Below are 16,034 nucleotides of genomic sequence, written 5' to 3' on the forward strand. Positions count from 1 at the left end.
TATCCAGAAAAATCAGCGTGTAAAAATCTCAACGGCAGCCCTGCTTTTTGTCATGCCGCGCTCTGCACAATTATCAATCAACCCTAAACGCTGAAGAAGTTGGCTGAGTAAACACTGCAAATTTAATGTTGCGTTAAGTTTTGTTGCTTATGGTGATTACGCAGGAAAAATAGCAGGTGCACTAATGTTTTAGTCGATCGGCTATGTCAGCGCTGAGCCAGTGAACGGGCGTGATGTTAACCAGTTTTTCACTATAACACGTTGAGAGTGCGTTGAAGTTGCGCAGAGTGACAGGTGCAGAGTTTATTCCTGCATTGTGGTCAGAGCATAATTGATAAGGTGGATTTATGTCTTTCTTACCCTTTTCGCGTCCCGCTTTGGGCGAAGAAGAGCTGGCCGCCGTCAGTGCGGTGTTCGCTTCAGGCTGGATCACCACCGGCCCGAAAAATGCTGCGCTGGAGCAGGCTTTCTGTGAATTGACTGGAAACCAGCACGCCATTGCCGTCAGTTCAGCGACTGCCGGCCTGCACGTTACGCTGCTGGCGCTGGGCATTCAGCCCGGAGATGAAGTGATCACCCCTTCGCTAACGTGGGTCTCTACGCTCAATATCATCACGCTGCTGGGAGCCACGCCGGTTATGGTTGATGTCGACCGTCATACGCTGATGGTGACGGCACCGCAGATTGAAACGGCGATCACACCACGCACCCGGGCGATTATTCCGGTGCATTACGCCGGTGCGCCGGTTGATCTGGCGTCAATCTGCGCGCTGGGTGAGCGCTACGCCATTCCGGTGATTGAGGACGCCGCGCACGCTACCGGCTGCCACTATAACGGCCAGCATGTCGGACAGCGCGGCACGGCGATCTTTTCACTGCACGCCATCAAAAATATCACCTGTGCCGAGGGCGGCGTTGTTGTAACGGATGATGCTGAACTGGCCGACCGGGTGCGCAGCCTGAAGTTTCACGGCCTGGGGGTGGATGCCTGGGATCGCAATACGCACGGGCGCAAACCGCAGGCAGAGGTGATAGAACCCGGTTTTAAATACAATTTGCCCGATATCAATGCCGCTATTGCGCTGGTTCAGCTCGGTAAGCTTGAGGCTATCAACCGGCGCCGCCGGGAGATTGCGCAGCGCTACCTGCAGGCGCTGGCGGATACGCCTTTTCTGCCGCTGAAACAGCCGGACTGGCCGCATCAGCACGCCTGGCATCTGTTTATCATTCGCGTGGATGAAGCTACCTGCGGCATCAGCCGCGATGCGCTGATGGAGGCGCTGAAAGCGGAGGAGATCGGCACCGGACTTCACTTCCGCGCGGCGCACACGCACAAATATTATCGCGAGCGTTATCCGCATCTTTCCCTGCCTGACACGGAATGGAACAGCGAACGTATCTGTTCGCTCCCGCTGTTTCCTGATATGCAGGATGAGGATGTCAGCCGGGTGATCGGCGCGCTGCGTACGCTGGCAGGAGGCCGCCATGCTGGATGAAAAACCGCTTCAGAAAATCTCTGTGGTTATCCCGGTCTATAACGAAGAGGAGAGTTTGCCGGAGCTGGTACGCCGCACCAGCGCAGCCTGTAGCACGCTGGGTCTGAGCTTTGAGATCCTGCTGGTGGATGACGGCAGCAGCGACCGCTCGGCGCAGATGATCGCTGATGCCGCTGATATGCCAGGAAGTCACGTCGTCGGCGTACTGCTTAACCGAAACTATGGTCAGCACTCTGCGATTATGGCGGGCTTCGCCCATGTATCGGGCGACCTGATTATTACGCTGGACGCCGATCTGCAGAACCCGCCCGAAGAGATCCCGGCGCTGGTCAAAGCTGCGCAGCAGGGTTACGACGTGGTGGGCACAGTACGCCAGAACCGGCAGGATAGCTGGTTTCGTAAACGCGCCTCACGCGCCATCAATCAGCTGATCCAGCGCGTGACCGGCAAAGCGATGGGCGACTATGGCTGCATGCTGCGCGCCTATCGCCGGCATATTGTTGACGCCATGCTGAACTGCCATGAACGCAGCACCTTTATTCCCATACTGGCCAATACCTTTGCCCGCCGCACTATCGAACTGCCGGTCGCACACGCTGAACGCGAGTTTGGCGATTCCAGATACAGCGTCATGAAGCTTATCAATCTGATGTATGACCTGGTGACCTGTCTGACCACGACGCCGCTGCGCCTGCTGAGTATTGCTGGCAGCCTGATTGCGCTGGCGGGCTTTGCCTTTTCGATAGTGCTGGTGATCTTGCGCCTGTTTTTTGGCGCCGGCTGGGCCGGCGACGGTCTGTTTATGCTGTTTGCAGTGCTGTTCATTTTTGTCGGCGCGCAGTTTATCGGGATGGGCCTGCTGGGCGAATACATCGGGCGTATCTACAACGATGTACGCGCGCGGCCGCGCTATTTCATTCAGCGGGTGATCCACCCGCAGCAGGAAACTCCTCAGGTTCAGGAAATCAAACCATGAAAACAGTTGTTTTTGCCTATGCGGAAATGGGTTGCGCAGGAATCAACGCGCTGCTGAAAGCGGGTTTTGAGATTGCGGCGATCTTTACGCACACCGACACCGGCGCAGAGAGCCATTTTTTTGATTCCGTCGCGCGCCTCGCCGCTGAGCGCGGCATTCCGGTGCATGCGCCTGAAGAGATCAATCACTCGTTATGGATTGAACGCATCCGCGCCTTGCAGCCTGACTATATTTTCTCCTTTTATTACCGCGCCATGCTGAGCGACGCTATTTTGGAATGTGCGGCACGCGGCGCGTTTAATCTGCACGGCTCGCTGCTGCCCGCCTATCGCGGACGCGCACCGCTTAACTGGGTGCTGGTTAATGGCGAAACGGAAACCGGCGTGACGCTGCATCGCATGGTTAAGCGGGCCGATGCCGGTGACATTGTCACGCAGGAAAAGGTGGCGATCGATGAGCAGGATGATGCGCTGACGCTGCACCGTAAGCTGGTCGCCTGTGCCACACAGTTGCTGGAAGGTACGCTGCCAGCACTGAAGCGCGGCGAGATTGTAGCCCGGCCGCAGGATGAGGGGCTGGCAACCCGGGTCGGACGCCGCACGCCGGAAGATGGACGTATCCGGTGGGAGCAGAGTGCGCAGCAGGTGAATAATCTGGTGCGCGCGGTAACCTGGCCGTGGCCCGGTGCTTTTGCCTTTGCCGGTACGGTGAAGTTTATGGTGTGGAAAGGACGTGTGCACGCCGGCACGCCGGGTGCCAGAGCCGGGACCGTACTCTCTGTCGATCCGCTGCAGGTCGCCTGCGGCCAGGGCGCACTGGAAATTATCACCGGCCAGTGTGACAACGGCGTGTTTATGAATGGCAGCCAGCTGGCGCAGAGCCTGGGGCTGGTGCCCGGCGCGCTGCTTTACTCTGAGCCGGTGGCGGCTGTTAAACGCCGCACGCGGGTGCTGATCCTCGGGGTGAACGGCTTTATCGGCAATCATCTGACTGAACGCCTGCTGCAGGATGATAATTTTGAGGTTTACGGGCTGGATATCGGCTCTGATGCGATAAGCCGTTTTCTGAACGAGCCGCGTTTCCACTTTGTTGAGGGCGACATCAGCATTCATTCTGAATGGATTGAGTATCACATCAAGAAGTGTGACGTGGTGCTGCCGCTGGTGGCGATTGCTACGCCGATTGAGTACACCCGTAACCCGCTGCGCGTATTTGAACTCGATTTTGAAGAGAACCTGAAAATCATTCGCGACTGCGTTAAATATAAAAAACGCATCATCTTCCCTTCTACCTCTGAAGTGTACGGCATGTGTACCGATCGGCATTTTGATGAGGATAGCTCTAACCTGGTGGTCGGTCCGATTAACAAGCAGCGCTGGATCTACTCGGTTTCCAAACAGCTGCTCGATCGGGTGATCTGGGCCTATGGTGAAAAAGAGGGCCTGCGCTTTACGCTGTTCCGCCCCTTTAACTGGATGGGCCCCCGGCTGGATAACCTCAATGCTGCACGCATTGGCAGCTCGCGCGCCATTACGCAGCTGATCCTCAATCTGGTAGAGGGATCGCCCATCAAACTGGTGGATGGCGGGGCGCAGAAGCGCTGCTTTACCGATATCCGTGACGGCATTGAGGCGCTGTTTCGCATCATTGAAAACCGCAACGGTAACTGTGACGGGCAGATCATCAATATTGGTAATCCTGAAAATGAAGCCAGTATTCGTGAGCTGGCGGAGCATCTGCTGGCAAGCTTTGAGCGCCATCCGCTGCGCGACCGTTTTCCGCCGTTTGCCGGGTTCCGCGAAGTAGAAAGCAGCAGCTACTACGGCAAAGGGTATCAGGATGTGGAGCATCGCAAGCCCTCGATAAAAAATGCGCGCCGGCTGCTGAACTGGGCACCGGATGTGGATATGGATACCACCATCGATAACACCCTTGATTTCTTTCTGCGCACTGTTGAACTGCAGGAGAAGCCATGAAAAAAGTGGGGCTGCGGGTCGATGTTGATACCTGGCGCGGCACCCGGCTGGGCGTCCCGGCACTGCTGGAACAGTTCAGCCTGCATCAGCTGCAGGCGAGCTTCTTTTTCAGCGTCGGGCCGGACAATATGGGGCGCCATATCTGGCGCCTGCTTAAGCCGCACTTTTTTCACAAAATGGTGCGCTCGCGGGCGGCATCGCTCTATGGCTGGGATATTCTGCTGGCCGGTACCGCCTGGCCAGGACGCCACATCGGACGCGGCCAGGCGGACATTATCCGCGCCACCGCCGATCATCATGAGGTTGGCCTGCACGCCTGGGATCACTTCGCCTGGCAGACCTGGGCGGGCGTCTGGTCAGAACAGCGGCTGGCGCAGGAGATCGGGCGGGGCAGGCAGATGCTGGAAGCGCTGACAGGTGACGCCGTCACTTGTTCAGCCGTTGCCGGCTGGCGGGCAGACAGCCGGATTATTGCTGCAAAAGAACCTTTCCATTTTCGGTACAACAGCGACTGCCGCGGCAGCGGCCCGTTTATCCCGCTGCTACCGGACGGTACAGAAGGCACAGTACAGATCCCGGTCACGCTGCCTACCTGGGATGAAGTGGTGGGGCAACAGGTGAGTGCTGCGCGCTTCAACGATTTTATCCTTGAGCGCATGCAGCACGCTGCGGGCACCGCGGTTTACACCATTCATGCCGAAGTTGAGGGGATCGCCGCGCGCGACGCCTTTAGCAACCTGCTCGATCGCGCCCGGCAGGCCGGTATTCAGTTCTGTCCGCTCAGCGAGCTTCTGCCTGCCGATCTCTCCACTCTGCCGCGCGCGCCTGTGATACGCGGCCGGATTGCGGGTCGGGAAGGGTGGCTGGGCTATCAGGCAGAAAACTAATCAGGGAGTTCTGATGCGTACAGGCACCAAAATTACGCTGCTGCTGATGCTGTTTGCGCTCTATTATCTGCTGCCGGTTCCGTTTCGCGATCTGTGGCAGCCCGATGAGCTGCGTTATGCAGAGATCAGCCGCGAGATGATTGTCAGCGGCAACTGGGTTGTGCCGCACTTTTTTGATTTGCGCTATTTTGAAAAACCTGTCGCCGGCTACTGGATAAATAATCTGGGCCAGCTGCTGTTCGGACACACTAATTTTGGCGTCCGCGCCGGCGCGCTGTTCAGCACGCTATGCAGCGGCCTGCTGATTTTCTGGCTGGGATGCCGGATGTTTGCCAGCCGCAACGTCGCCCTGCTGGCCAGCACCGTTTTTCTGACCTCGCTGCTGGTTTACGGAGTCGGCACTTATGCGGTGCTGGACCCTGTTCTGCTGCTGTGGCTGACGGGAGCGATGTGCAGCTTCTGGTACGCGGCTCAGGCATGCACATTCCGGCAGCGCTTCTCCGGCTATCTGCTGCTGGGTGCGTCCTGCGCCATGGGGTTTATGACCAAAGGCTTCCTGGCGCTCGCGGTTCCGGTGCTGGCGATTGTGCCGTGGATGGTGTGGCAGCGCCGCTTCACGGAACTGCTACGCTGGGGGCCGCTGGCGCTGCTGACCGCAGTACTGCTGAGCCTGCCGTGGGCGCTGGCGATAGCGCAGCAGGCGGGAGATTTCTGGCACTACTTTTTCTGGGTTGAGCATATTCAGCGTTTTGCTGAAGAAAACGCGCAGCACAAAGCGCCTTTCTGGTATTACCTGCCGGTGCTGGTTGCGGGCACGCTGCCCTGGCTGGGGCTGCTGCCCGGCACGCTGATAAGCGGCTGGCAGCAGCGTCGCCAGCAGGCAGGCGTGTTTTATTTACTGAGCTGGGTCCTGCTGCCGCTGCTGTTTTTCAGTATTGCAAAAGGCAAGCTGCCAACCTATATCCTGCCCTGTTTTGCTCCGCTGAGCCTGCTGATAGCAGGTTATGCATCAGGAAACAGCGCACGCTTAAACACCGCGCTGCGGTTTAACGGCTGGATCAACCTGCTGTTTGGCGCGCTGACCGCGCTGGCGGTGATAAGCGTACTGGCACCGTGGGGGCTGGCTCACCGGCCGCTCTACAGCAGCGACGAGAAGCTGCGTGCGACTCTGGCTGCGCTCGCTTTTACCGGCTGGGCGCTGGCAGCAGGTGTCAGCCTGCGCACCGGGCGCTGGCAGCTGGCAGCGCTCTGCCCGCTGGCGCTGGCGCTGCTGGTGGGATTTGCTATTCCCGACCGGATACGGGACGCCAAACAACCGCAGAACTTTGTTCGCCACATAGAGGAGCGGCTTGCGCAGAGCCGCTTTATCCTGGCGGATAATCCCGGCGTCGCCTCGGCGATCGCCTGGCAGCTCAAACGCAGCGATATCTTTTTTTACAGCAGCAAAGGCGAGCTGGAGTATGGTCTCAGCTATGCCGATGCCCGAAAGCGCTACGTTGCCGGAGCGGAGTTTGCCGACTGGCTGCGCGTCCATCGCAGAGAGGGTGGTGTCGCGCTGGTACTGATGCTGGATGCCGGGCAGAAAACGCCGGATGCGATGCTGCCGGTGCCGGATGATGTCTGGCAGCAGGGACGGCTGGTTTATTACAGCTACCGTCGCGCGCCATGAATCTGCTGCTGATTGTTCTGGTCAGCCTGCTCAGCTGTGCAGCCCAGCTCTGTCAGAAGCAGGCCGCGCTGATGGCGTCAGGCGGCAGGCGCATGGCGCTCTGGGTCGCGCTCAGCCTGCTGCTGCTGGGGGCGGCGATGCTGCTCTGGCTGCTGGTATTGCGCAGTGTGCCGGTCAGCCAGGCCTATCCGATGCTCAGCCTTAACTTTGTGCTGGTGGCGGCAGCCGCACGCCTGATCTGGCGCGAAGCCTGTACGCTGCAGCAGTGGCTGGGCACGCTGCTGATTGTCGCGGGGGTGGCGCTGATGGGGAGTCAGCTATGAAAGGTACAGGGCTGGCGCTCGTAAGCGTCGCGCTGGTGACGCTGGCGCAGCTGATGCTGCGCAGCGCGATGATGGAGTTTCCCGCGTTCAGTGCGCTGCTGCAGGGCGGCGCACGCCCTGTGCTGATGCTCTGCGCCGGCCTTGCAGCCTACGGGTTATCGATGCTCTGCTGGCTTGCCGCGCTGCGCTATCAGCCGCTCAGTCAGCTCTATCCGCTACTCAGTCTGAGCTACGTACTGGTCTGGCTGGCTGCTGTCGTTCTGCCGTGGTTTCATGAGCCTTTTCGCTGGAGCAGTCTGGCGGGCGTAGTACTGATTGTGGCGGGTCTGCTGGTGGTATCGCTGCCGCGCGGTAAAAAACAGGACTGCTGATATGCGCTTAGTCAGCACGATACGGGGCTGATGTAAATCACTCAAAGAAGCAGCGGAGCCGCTCAGCCTGATGTTTTAGTATCCCTTCAGTTGCCTTCCAACCCGTACGCATCAGGACTGAATATGACCGGTAAACTAAGCAGCGACCGCCTCTGTATTAATCGCAAAATTGCTCCCGCTCTGAGCATCAGTGAATTTTTTGCGCTGGTGGCAAAGCTGGGGCTGCACAAGGTTGAAATCCGCAACGACATGAAAAGCGGCAGCGTGACCGACAATCTCGGTGGCGCGCAGGTCAGCGCGCTGGCGCGCGAGCACGATCTGACTATCGAAACAATCAATGCGGTTTATCCATTTAACCAGCTCAATGATGAGGTTCTGGCAAAGACCCGCGGCCTGCTGAAAGACGCAGCTGAAAGCGGTGCCAGAGCGCTGGTGCTCTGTCCGCTCAACGATGGTGCGCCGGTCAGCGACGCACAGACTATCGATGCGCTGCAAACGCTGGCGCCGCTGTTTGCAGAATACGGCATTCAGGGGCTGGTTGAGCCGCTGGGCTTTCCGCAGAGTTCGCTGCGTTCTGCCGCGCAGGCGCAGCAGCTGATCAAACAGGCCGGGGTGCCGTTCAAAATTGTGCTGGATACCTTCCATCATCATCTTTATGAAGGTGCCGAGGCGGACTTTGCCGGGCACGTCAACGTGCATGAGATTGGTCTGGTTCACCTGTCCGGCGTGACCGATACGCGGCCGGCGGCAGAGCTGACGGATGAAGAGCGTATTATGCTCAGCGCCGATGACAGACTGCAGACAAAACAGCAGGTGGCCCGCCTTGAAGAGATGGGGTATCGCGGGATCTATGCATTTGAGCCTTTCTCATCGGTGATGGAGAGCTGGAGCGCTGCTGAGATTGAGCAGCAGATCCGCAGCAGTATCGACTATCTCAACCGCTAACCGCAACCGGCTCAGGAAACAGACTATGACACTCAATATTGGCGTAATTGGCACCGGTGCAATCGGTCGTGAACATATCCGGCGCTGCAGTCAGGTGCTGCAGAACGCGCGCGTAGTGGCGCTGAATGATATCGACCGCCGTCAGTGTGAAGAGGTCGCAGCTGCGCTACAGCTGCAGGCGGAGATCTACGACAGCGCGCACGATCTGATTAATGCGCCTGACGTACAGGCCGTGCTGGTGACCTCCTGGGGCCCCACTCATGAAGAGTTTGTGCTGGCGGCGATCAAAGCGGGCAAGGCGGTATTTTGTGAAAAGCCGCTGGCAGTGACGGCGCAGGGCTGTATGAACATCGTTGAAGCGGAGATGGCCGGCGGTAAAAAACGCGTACAGGTCGGCTTTATGCGACCCTATGACAGCGGCTATCGCGCGCTGAAGCAGGTGCTGGAGAGCGGTGAGATTGGCGCGCCGCTGATGCTGCACTGCGCGCATCGCAATCCGGAGGTGGGTGACAGTTACACCACGGATATGGCGATTACCGATACGCTGATCCATGAGCTGGATGTGCTGCGCTGGTTACTGAATGATGATTACGTCAGCGCGCAGGTGATCTGGCCACGCAAAACGCGTCACGCCAGTTCACACCTGAAAGATCCGCAGATTGTTCTGCTGGAAACGGCGCAGGGTACGCGCATTGACGTCGAAATTTTTGTTAACTGCCAGTATGGCTATGACATTCAGTGTGAAGTTGTCGGAGAAAGCGGCATTGCCCGGCTGCCGGAACCTGTGGCGGTGCAGACGCGCAGTAACGCAGCGCTCTCTGTGGCCATCCTGACCGACTGGAAAAAGCGCTTTATCGATGCATACGATGTGGAGCTGCAGGCGTTTATCAACAATGTGCTTGCCGATGAGCTGACCGGGCCTTCTGCCTGGGATGGTTATGCGGCGGCGGTAGCGGCAGACGCCTGCGTCGCGGCTCAGAAGAGTGGCGATATTGTTCAGATTACGATGCCACCCCGTCCGGCTTTTTATCAGTAACCCCCGCCTGAACTGCGCGCCTGCTCTGCAGGCGCGCTGCTGTCATTATCTGCTTACAACCCTGCCAGTCTGTTTTTGCGTTTTGTACTCTACATACTAGTACATGATGTGTATCATCCCGCCTTTGCTAATTTTCTGAGTCGTCTTAATGTCAGTACCTCAACTCACGCCGCGCCAGCCCTCAGTCTGGTGGGGCGCTATGATCATCTGTGGCACCGTTGTGGGTGCCGGTATGTTTACGCTGCCTGTGGTTATGGCAGGAAGCTGGTTTGGCTGGGGCGTGCTGCTGCTGTTTATCAGCTGGGGCGCGATGCTGCTCTCCGGCCTGCTGTTTATGCGCGTCAGCCTGCACTATACTGCCGGCGCCGGCTATGACACGCTGGTGCGCGATCTGCTGGGACGCGGCTGGGCAAGGCTCAACGGGTTAAGCATCCTGTTTGTACTGGGTATTCTGACCTACGCCTACATTTCAGCCAGCGGTCCGGTCTATCAGCACTCCCTTAATCAGCTGGGACTGCCGCTGACAGCGGCCGGTGCGAAAATTGCGCTGACGCTGCTGGTTGCAGGGGTCGTGCTGCTCGGCACGCGTGGCGTGAGCCGGCTTATGACCTTCTGCGTAGTGGCAAAAATTGCGCTGCTTATTATGCTGTTTGGCGGACTCCTGATGCAGGTTGACAGTGCCTCACTGCTGCAGCCAGCGCCAGAAGGCAGCGCTTACTGGCCCTATGCGCTCGGCGTGCTGCCTTTCTGCCTGGCCTCTTTTGGGTATCACGGCAATATCACCGGGCTGGTGAGCTATTACCATCGCGACCGGCGCAGGATCGCACGTGCGCTGCTGCTCGGGACCCTGATGTCGCTTGCGCTCTACCTGTTCTGGATCGTCAGCACGATGGGAAACCTGCCGCGCAGCGCGTTTCCGGGTATTGTTGCGCAGGGCGGGGATATCGCCGCGCTGATGGCGGCGCTGGGCTCGCATCTGCAGGTGCCGGCATTAACCCTGATGCTGTCGCTCTTTTCCCATTTTGCCGTTATCGCTTCGTTTCTTGGCGTCACCGCAGGATTGTTCGACTATATCGCCGACCGTATGGGGCAGGGCGATACGCGCCGGGCGCGTGTGAAAACGGCGCTGCTGACCTTTTTGCCGCCGCTGCTGGCGTCGATTGTCTGGCCACACGGGTTTGTGGCGGCCATCGGCTATGCCGGATTGTTTGCCACCCTGTGGGCGGTAGCGATCCCGGCCTTGCTCGCATTACGGGCAGAAAAGCGCTTCGCCACGCATAAAAAATCCTCGCTGGTGATTACGCTGGTACTGCTATTTGGGGGACTGAACATCGTAGCGTGGCTGCTGAGCTGGCTGGAGTGGTTGCCGCAATTTGGCCCAGGCTGACAGGAGAACGCGCTGGCCTGACGCCAGCGCGTTTTATCAATCAGTTACCGCGATAGGTTGAATAGCCATACTGGCTCAGCAGCAGCGGGATATGGTAATGCTGATCGGTTTTCTCAAGGTTAAAAATCACCGGAATTTCCGGAAAGAAAGTCTGCTGATTAACTGACTTATAATACTCCCCGGTTTTAAACACCACGCGATAAATACCTGACTGCGCCATTTTATCTTTCGGATAGAGTGCCGGGATCCGCCCCTGCGCATCCGTGGTGGCTTCCGCCAGTTTTGTCCAGTTATCGCCTGCTTTCTGATCCAGTTCTACTTTTACGCCAGCGGTGGGGATGCCGGTCTGCAGGTTGAGCACGTGCACGCTCACCGGGTTTTTCATGGTATCGGCCGCGGCGACGCCAGCGGTGCAAAGTAAAACAGCAGAAAGCAGAAGGTGTTGAGGTTTCATTTCATCGTCCTTTAATGTGAATGCGTGAAATGAAGCATAGAGGCTAAGGGCCGGAGCGCCTCACGCTGGCCACAATCTGTGAAATTTCCCAGAGGGTGCGGCAGGCGGAGCGCCTGCCGCAATGGATCACTTGCCGTTCTGTACCAGAGTGCCTTTCAGACCGTGCGGCTCTGAACGCAGATACTGCGGCGGAGCCTTAACGGTGGCGCCCAGCTCAGCGGCAGCGTGCCACGGCCAGTGCGGATCCCAGAGCATGCCGCGCGCCAGCGCAATCAGGTCTGTATCACCGGTGTGCAGAGCCTGTTCCGCCTGCTGCGGATCGGTTATCAGTCCGACACCGATTACCGGTATATCCACCACTTTGCGAATATCGCGCGCAAAAGAGAGCTGATAGCCTGGGCCGATATCGATCTCCTGATCGGGCGACAGTCCGCCGCTGGAGACGTGAATATAGGCACAGCCTGCGGCGGCCAGCTGCTGGCTGAACGCAATAGACTGCTCATTATCCCAGCCGCCTGCGACCCAGTCAGTTGCTGAAATACGCACGCCCACCGGTACTGAATCTGGCAGAGCATCGCGTATCGCCTGAAACACTTCCAGCGGATAGCGCATGCGGTTTTCCAGCGATCCGCCATATTCATCATCGCGCTTGTTACTGAGCGGAGAGAGAAACTGATGCAGCAGATAGCCATGGGCAGCATGCAGTTCAACCAGTTCGATACCGATGCGGACCGCGCGCTGCGCGCTGTCAACAAAGGCCTGTTTCAGGCGCATCAGCTCCTCTTTACTCAGCGCGTGTGGCGCCTGTTCGCCCGACTGGTAAGCCTCTGCGGAGGGAGCCACCGTCTGCCAGCCGCCCTGTTGAGCCGAAAGCTGCTCGCCGCCTTCCCACGGCACGGCACAGGAGGCTTTGCGACCTGCGTGACCCAGCTGGATACCTATTGGCAGGGTTGCCCATGGACGGATATCCTCCAGCACGCTGGCCAGTGCCGCCTCAGTCTCATCGTCCCACAATCCCAGATCGCCCGGCGATATGCGGCCGATATCCTCAACGGCTGTTGCTTCGATAATCAGTAAGCCCGCACCGGACAGGGCAAGCTGCCCCAGATGGATACGGTGCCAGGCGGTGGCTTTACCCGCCTCAGCGGAGTACTGACACATGGGCGCAATAATAATGCGATTCTCCAGCGAGAGCTGTCCCAGTTTCGTGGCGCTAAATAACAGACTCATCTTAACCTCATGTTTTCAGGGGATCTCAGGTGAAATAAGTGTAGATGGTCATCGGCGAACGGAGGCGGCCCGGCACAGGGATTCTGTTTCTAAGCGTTAACCGGAAAGATTTGGCTTTCTAGTTACAACATACCATTTTACTATAAATACACCCTCTTCGGCCGCGGCAATGATATCGCCTGACAGGGCTTGCGGTGGCCTTTAATTTACCTCTGAAGCGAGCAGAGATAACGATAAACAGCGGCATCCTGCGGATCCGGCCTGAAGCGCTGGCCATTACGACACTGAGCACAGATGGTACGATAGTGCCGGTTCAGTCCAAGTTCGCATAAAATACGCAGCCAGCCATTGGCTCCGTAGCACTGTTGTTCATAGATTTTTTCCCGCATCTTCTTAACGTCGAGACGCAATAACACAGCATTCAGATCGCTGTACTCAGGATGTTTTTTGGTTTTACCTATCCGGGTAAACATGAAATTGCGCATATAAAAAGGCGCTACGTTCTCTTTAACCTGAATAAGCAGATCGTCTACCTGCTCCACAAAAATCGTATAAATCATAATCCTGAGATAGAGCATAAACACCAGATTGTCCTGCTGCTGCGTCTGCTTGACCGACAGCGTACCCAGCTCTACGACTTTCCGGTTTTCCAGCCCGAGGGCGGCTATCTCTGCACCAAACAGCAGGGAGCAGGGCAGCTGCTGGTTTCGCTGAGCAATCACGCTGATTGTGCCGAGGATCTCCTGTTTTTTACGCGCCAGAAACAGGGTGCTGTCAGGATGAAGCAGGCCTTCGTTATAAAGGAACAGCGCACGCTTGCTCTTGATAATACCGCTACGCTGGTAGGCGCTATGCGTGACTTCCATGCCTTTCAAAAAATCGAGAAAAGCGGTCGCTGGCGCAATATCGATCAGCTTATCGCTATCATTAAGCAATCTGCATAGTTTGAGCGTTCTTTTACTCAGAACGCCATCGGATACTGCGCTGACAGTCACTGATTTCCTTAGCGAATCCACAATTATCCCTGACAATAGATTTTAGTATCGCTAATGTATTCAGGGTATCTAATGATTGGAATTAGTTTTGATCGAAAATTTAGTAATCACTGCTTAAAGTAAAATCTGTTATTCAGCTTAAAGAGCAGCAGCGCCACTGCAGCATTTTATGCTTAATGTTAAGCGGTATGTCGCACGTGCCTGTGGCCTCAGCGCAGTCTTTCAAAGTGTCTGTAACAGATAATACTGGAAAAAACCTGCTGAACGTTCGCTATAGCCGCTTGTCATTTTAAGAGCAATGTTTTTGCCTCGCACATGATTTTTAACATCACAATTTACAGGGGTATGACCAAAAATAATTAAATACCCTTTCTTATTAAGCAGCGTAATAAGTTTATCGATAACAGGTGCTGCCTGATCGTGTCTTATCACTTCATGATTGGCGAAGCGGCAAAAAATAATATCATACCTGTCACGGTCACAGGATTGCATAAAGTCGCTCTGTACAACCTGCGGCAGCTGCTGCCTGGCCTTCAGGACCATTTTTTCCGCGCGATCGGCAGCGAAATAGTTTAGCCGGGGAAGCTTTTGTTTTACTGAGGCAAGGAAGGTTCCGGTAGAGCAGGCCGGGTCAAATACGCGGCAGTCGGGAAAAGCAATCTCACGCAGCAAATTTACGGTATGCAGGCGGAAGTGCGCTTCCTGTATGTCCAGCTTCTCCGGTGTACCGGCCATCTGATCCCAGAATGATTCCGGGCATATAGCCTCATTCCCTTCATCATCCAGCGGCGGCCATGGAAAGTGGATATTGTAATCCGGGCAGGGGGGAAGTAATTTTTCACGCCACGCCGGATCGTCCAGCACTCTGATGCCGAGGGTTATTTCATCTTTGGTTTCATCCAGCGAAATGAGCGGGCCTTTTATCATATCGGGAAGAATGATGCTGTAAGCCACGTGGCTTAACGGCTTTCGTATGCCGGCAAAAATCGATTCAGAGGTTGTCATGATAAAAATATCATGCCGTTCCCGATTCGGGACCCGGATGTAAATTATTCTACTCATATCTGATCCTGATAGCTTCGGCAGGGAATAACGACGTTACCCAAACTGACCAGGGCAAATCGCTCCATACCGGGCATGACGGCACAGGCCAGTGATACGCCGGCAGGATCGCTGTCTATTTCTTTAAGCCATACAGGCAATCCGGCCATTTCGCATAGGGTTGTCAGGCGGTGAAGGTGCTCTTGCAGAGTCAGTTCAGCGCGTTTCTCTGGCAGCTCAACGCTGACAGAAGCGAGGCTGCCAAAATCGGCAACAAGGCTGCGATATAATTTTTCATGCTCTCTCAGGTTATGCTGGTGTTTTTCCAGTTCCTCAGTAAAGCAGGTAAAATTATCGGCCAGTTTATGCAGCTGGACCAGTTCTTTGATAGCCCGGGCAACCGCATGGTCAGCATAAAGTGAACAGCCAGCGCCGTAGATGTTTATCCCCAGGCGCGGCTTACTCTTACAGTAAGCAAGATAAACAGGAGGCAGTGACGGTTCTGAGGCATCAATAATATTGATTTCATCCTCTAAAGCAGACTGAGCATCATTGAAAAGTTTTTCAGCTGCAGGGGGCAGTGAATCCGTATTAACAAGTCGAACCTCTTTTTGTGTACCATAGAAAAATGTTTTTGCCAGCAGGATACCTGTGCAGTGCCGCTCTATTATTTCTCCGATGGCGTGAATCGCTGCTTCAGTAAAACCATAACCCGCAGCGATACCTGCATTACTGGTATAGCGTCGCGCTGCGCTATAGTCTGTAGTGTCTCCCTGAATGATATGGCTAAAATATTCGCAATCCGTTAAAAAAAGAGGCCAGAGCAGTGACGCACAACCCTTTTTATCTGTAAATTCCACTGCTGCAATTTTGGCGGGTGATGATTTCGCAAGAATAGTCAATGGCAACATCCCGCGAAGTTCTGCCTGCTGAATGACTGACCCGAAGGGATATAACCTGCTTTTCTCTCTGAGTGCCGGAAAGCTTCTGTAATGTTCATAAGCTTCATAGAGTGCACCAACACTGGCTTCCTCTGCATAGCCTTTACCGCAGCCAGAAATCGGTTTGGTGCCACTTTCCCTGTTTAACAGCGTAACCGTAGCTGAAAGCGTATTGCCAAAGTTGTCATTTTTTATCTGAATATTCTGTCGGGAAAAATAACGCTCTATTGCGTTTCTTGACCGGGTAAGGGTGACAGATCTTTCAGGCAGGATAGTCATGATAAATGTCCATATTAAAGCGGCACAA

Annotated in this window: 15 protein-coding genes; 10 read left to right on the top strand and 5 right to left on the bottom strand. The window is 56.1% G+C overall.

All coding sequences use genetic code 11. The features are described 5' to 3' along the window. Window positions 1-347: 347 nt before the first annotated feature. From arnB to FS690_RS11685, 10 genes are all read left to right on the top strand, one after another. Entirely contained in the window at window positions 348-1,496 is a 1,149-nt protein-coding gene (gene arnB, locus FS690_RS11640) for a UDP-4-amino-4-deoxy-L-arabinose aminotransferase (RefSeq protein WP_071668320.1), read from the top strand. Further along, window positions 1,486-2,472: an undecaprenyl-phosphate 4-deoxy-4-formamido-L-arabinose transferase gene (gene arnC, locus FS690_RS11645; RefSeq protein WP_108569867.1), complete on the top strand. Its 987-nt coding sequence runs from the start codon at window positions 1,486-1,488 to the stop codon at window positions 2,470-2,472. The genes arnB and arnC overlap by 11 nt, the downstream gene beginning before the upstream one ends. After that, window positions 2,469-4,448 carry a bifunctional UDP-4-amino-4-deoxy-L-arabinose formyltransferase/UDP-glucuronic acid oxidase ArnA gene (gene arnA, locus FS690_RS11650; protein WP_145339650.1) on the top strand — a complete coding sequence of 660 codons (1,980 nt, stop codon included), beginning with the start codon at window positions 2,469-2,471 and terminating at the stop codon, window positions 4,446-4,448. Before arnC ends, arnA begins: the two co-directional genes overlap by 4 nt. Further along, window positions 4,445-5,335 carry a 4-deoxy-4-formamido-L-arabinose-phosphoundecaprenol deformylase gene (gene arnD / locus FS690_RS11655; protein ID WP_108569865.1) on the top strand — a complete coding sequence of 297 codons (891 nt, stop codon included), beginning with the start codon at window positions 4,445-4,447 and terminating at the stop codon, window positions 5,333-5,335. Before arnA ends, arnD begins: the two co-directional genes overlap by 4 nt. A 13-nt stretch (window positions 5,336-5,348) precedes the next feature. Continuing rightward, a complete protein-coding gene (gene arnT, locus FS690_RS11660; RefSeq protein ID WP_108569864.1) occupies window positions 5,349-7,004 on the top strand; it encodes a lipid IV(A) 4-amino-4-deoxy-L-arabinosyltransferase in 1,656 nt (551 codons plus the stop codon). Continuing rightward, entirely contained in the window at window positions 7,001-7,327 is a 327-nt protein-coding gene (arnE, locus tag FS690_RS11665) for a 4-amino-4-deoxy-L-arabinose-phosphoundecaprenol flippase subunit ArnE (RefSeq protein ID WP_040113474.1), read from the top strand. Before arnT ends, arnE begins: the two co-directional genes overlap by 4 nt. Continuing rightward, complete coding sequence (gene arnF / locus FS690_RS11670; RefSeq protein ID WP_108569863.1) at window positions 7,324-7,698, top strand: 4-amino-4-deoxy-L-arabinose-phosphoundecaprenol flippase subunit ArnF; 375 nt, start codon at window positions 7,324-7,326, stop codon at window positions 7,696-7,698. Before arnE ends, arnF begins: the two co-directional genes overlap by 4 nt. Window positions 7,699-7,821: 123 nt before the next feature. Next, window positions 7,822-8,643 carry a TIM barrel protein gene (locus FS690_RS11675; RefSeq protein ID WP_108569862.1) on the top strand — a complete coding sequence of 274 codons (822 nt, stop codon included), beginning with the start codon at window positions 7,822-7,824 and terminating at the stop codon, window positions 8,641-8,643. A 25-nt stretch (window positions 8,644-8,668) separates the two neighbouring features. Further along, the gene (locus FS690_RS11680; RefSeq protein ID WP_108569861.1) at window positions 8,669-9,679 is read left to right on the top strand and encodes a Gfo/Idh/MocA family protein; all 1,011 of its coding nucleotides are present in this window, start codon (window positions 8,669-8,671) and stop codon (window positions 9,677-9,679) included. Window positions 9,680-9,827: 148 nt separating this feature from the next. Beyond that, window positions 9,828-11,066, top strand: a complete 1,239-nt coding sequence (locus tag FS690_RS11685) for an aromatic amino acid transporter (RefSeq protein ID WP_104085658.1) — start codon at window positions 9,828-9,830, stop codon at window positions 11,064-11,066. 40 nt (window positions 11,067-11,106) lie between these two features. Here FS690_RS11685 and uraH read toward each other — a convergent pair whose 3' ends face one another. The 5 genes from uraH to FS690_RS11710 form a co-directional block, all read right to left on the bottom strand. Continuing rightward, window positions 11,107-11,520 carry a hydroxyisourate hydrolase gene (uraH, locus tag FS690_RS11690; RefSeq protein ID WP_071668326.1) on the bottom strand — a complete coding sequence of 138 codons (414 nt, stop codon included), beginning with the start codon at window positions 11,518-11,520 and terminating at the stop codon, window positions 11,107-11,109. Between the two features lie 126 nt (window positions 11,521-11,646). Then, a complete protein-coding gene (locus FS690_RS11695) occupies window positions 11,647-12,750 on the bottom strand; it encodes an NADH:flavin oxidoreductase/NADH oxidase (RefSeq protein WP_040113479.1) in 1,104 nt (367 codons plus the stop codon). A 206-nt stretch (window positions 12,751-12,956) separates the two neighbouring features. Next, the gene (locus FS690_RS11700; protein ID WP_139239662.1) at window positions 12,957-13,745 is read right to left on the bottom strand and encodes a hypothetical protein; all 789 of its coding nucleotides are present in this window, start codon (window positions 13,743-13,745) and stop codon (window positions 12,957-12,959) included. 222 nt (window positions 13,746-13,967) lie between these two features. After that, window positions 13,968-14,750: a trans-aconitate 2-methyltransferase gene (locus tag FS690_RS11705; protein WP_158249871.1), complete on the bottom strand. Its 783-nt coding sequence runs from the start codon at window positions 14,748-14,750 to the stop codon at window positions 13,968-13,970. 53 nt (window positions 14,751-14,803) lie between these two features. Further along, entirely contained in the window at window positions 14,804-16,006 is a 1,203-nt protein-coding gene (locus FS690_RS11710; protein ID WP_158531829.1) for a YcaO-like family protein, read from the bottom strand. Window positions 16,007-16,034 lie beyond the last annotated feature (28 nt).

Source organism: Pantoea sp. PSNIH1 (assembly GCF_007680655.1).
GTDB lineage: Bacteria > Pseudomonadota > Gammaproteobacteria > Enterobacterales > Enterobacteriaceae > Pantoea > Pantoea eucrina.

What these genes read in the sequence shown, in the direction of transcription:
- arnB (WP_071668320.1), top strand. Translation starts at nt 348, where the DNA reads ATGTCTTTCTTACCCTTTTCGCGTCCCGCTTTGGGCGAAGAAGAGCTG.
- arnC (WP_108569867.1), top strand. Translation starts at nt 1,486, where the DNA reads ATGCTGGATGAAAAACCGCTTCAGAAAATCTCTGTGGTTATCCCGGTC.
- arnA (WP_145339650.1), top strand. Translation starts at nt 2,469, where the DNA reads ATGAAAACAGTTGTTTTTGCCTATGCGGAAATGGGTTGCGCAGGAATC.
- arnD (WP_108569865.1), top strand. Translation starts at nt 4,445, where the DNA reads ATGAAAAAAGTGGGGCTGCGGGTCGATGTTGATACCTGGCGCGGCACC.
- arnT (WP_108569864.1), top strand. Translation starts at nt 5,349, where the DNA reads ATGCGTACAGGCACCAAAATTACGCTGCTGCTGATGCTGTTTGCGCTC.
- arnE (WP_040113474.1), top strand. Translation starts at nt 7,001, where the DNA reads ATGAATCTGCTGCTGATTGTTCTGGTCAGCCTGCTCAGCTGTGCAGCC.
- arnF (WP_108569863.1), top strand. Translation starts at nt 7,324, where the DNA reads ATGAAAGGTACAGGGCTGGCGCTCGTAAGCGTCGCGCTGGTGACGCTG.
- FS690_RS11675 (WP_108569862.1), top strand. Translation starts at nt 7,822, where the DNA reads ATGACCGGTAAACTAAGCAGCGACCGCCTCTGTATTAATCGCAAAATT.
- FS690_RS11680 (WP_108569861.1), top strand. Translation starts at nt 8,669, where the DNA reads ATGACACTCAATATTGGCGTAATTGGCACCGGTGCAATCGGTCGTGAA.
- FS690_RS11685 (WP_104085658.1), top strand. Translation starts at nt 9,828, where the DNA reads ATGTCAGTACCTCAACTCACGCCGCGCCAGCCCTCAGTCTGGTGGGGC.
- uraH (WP_071668326.1), bottom strand. Translation starts at nt 11,520, where the DNA reads ATGAAACCTCAACACCTTCTGCTTTCTGCTGTTTTACTTTGCACCGCT.
- FS690_RS11695 (WP_040113479.1), bottom strand. Translation starts at nt 12,750, where the DNA reads ATGAGTCTGTTATTTAGCGCCACGAAACTGGGACAGCTCTCGCTGGAG.
- FS690_RS11705 (WP_158249871.1), bottom strand. Translation starts at nt 14,750, where the DNA reads ATGACAACCTCTGAATCGATTTTTGCCGGCATACGAAAGCCGTTAAGC.
- FS690_RS11710 (WP_158531829.1), bottom strand. Translation starts at nt 16,006, where the DNA reads ATGACTATCCTGCCTGAAAGATCTGTCACCCTTACCCGGTCAAGAAAC.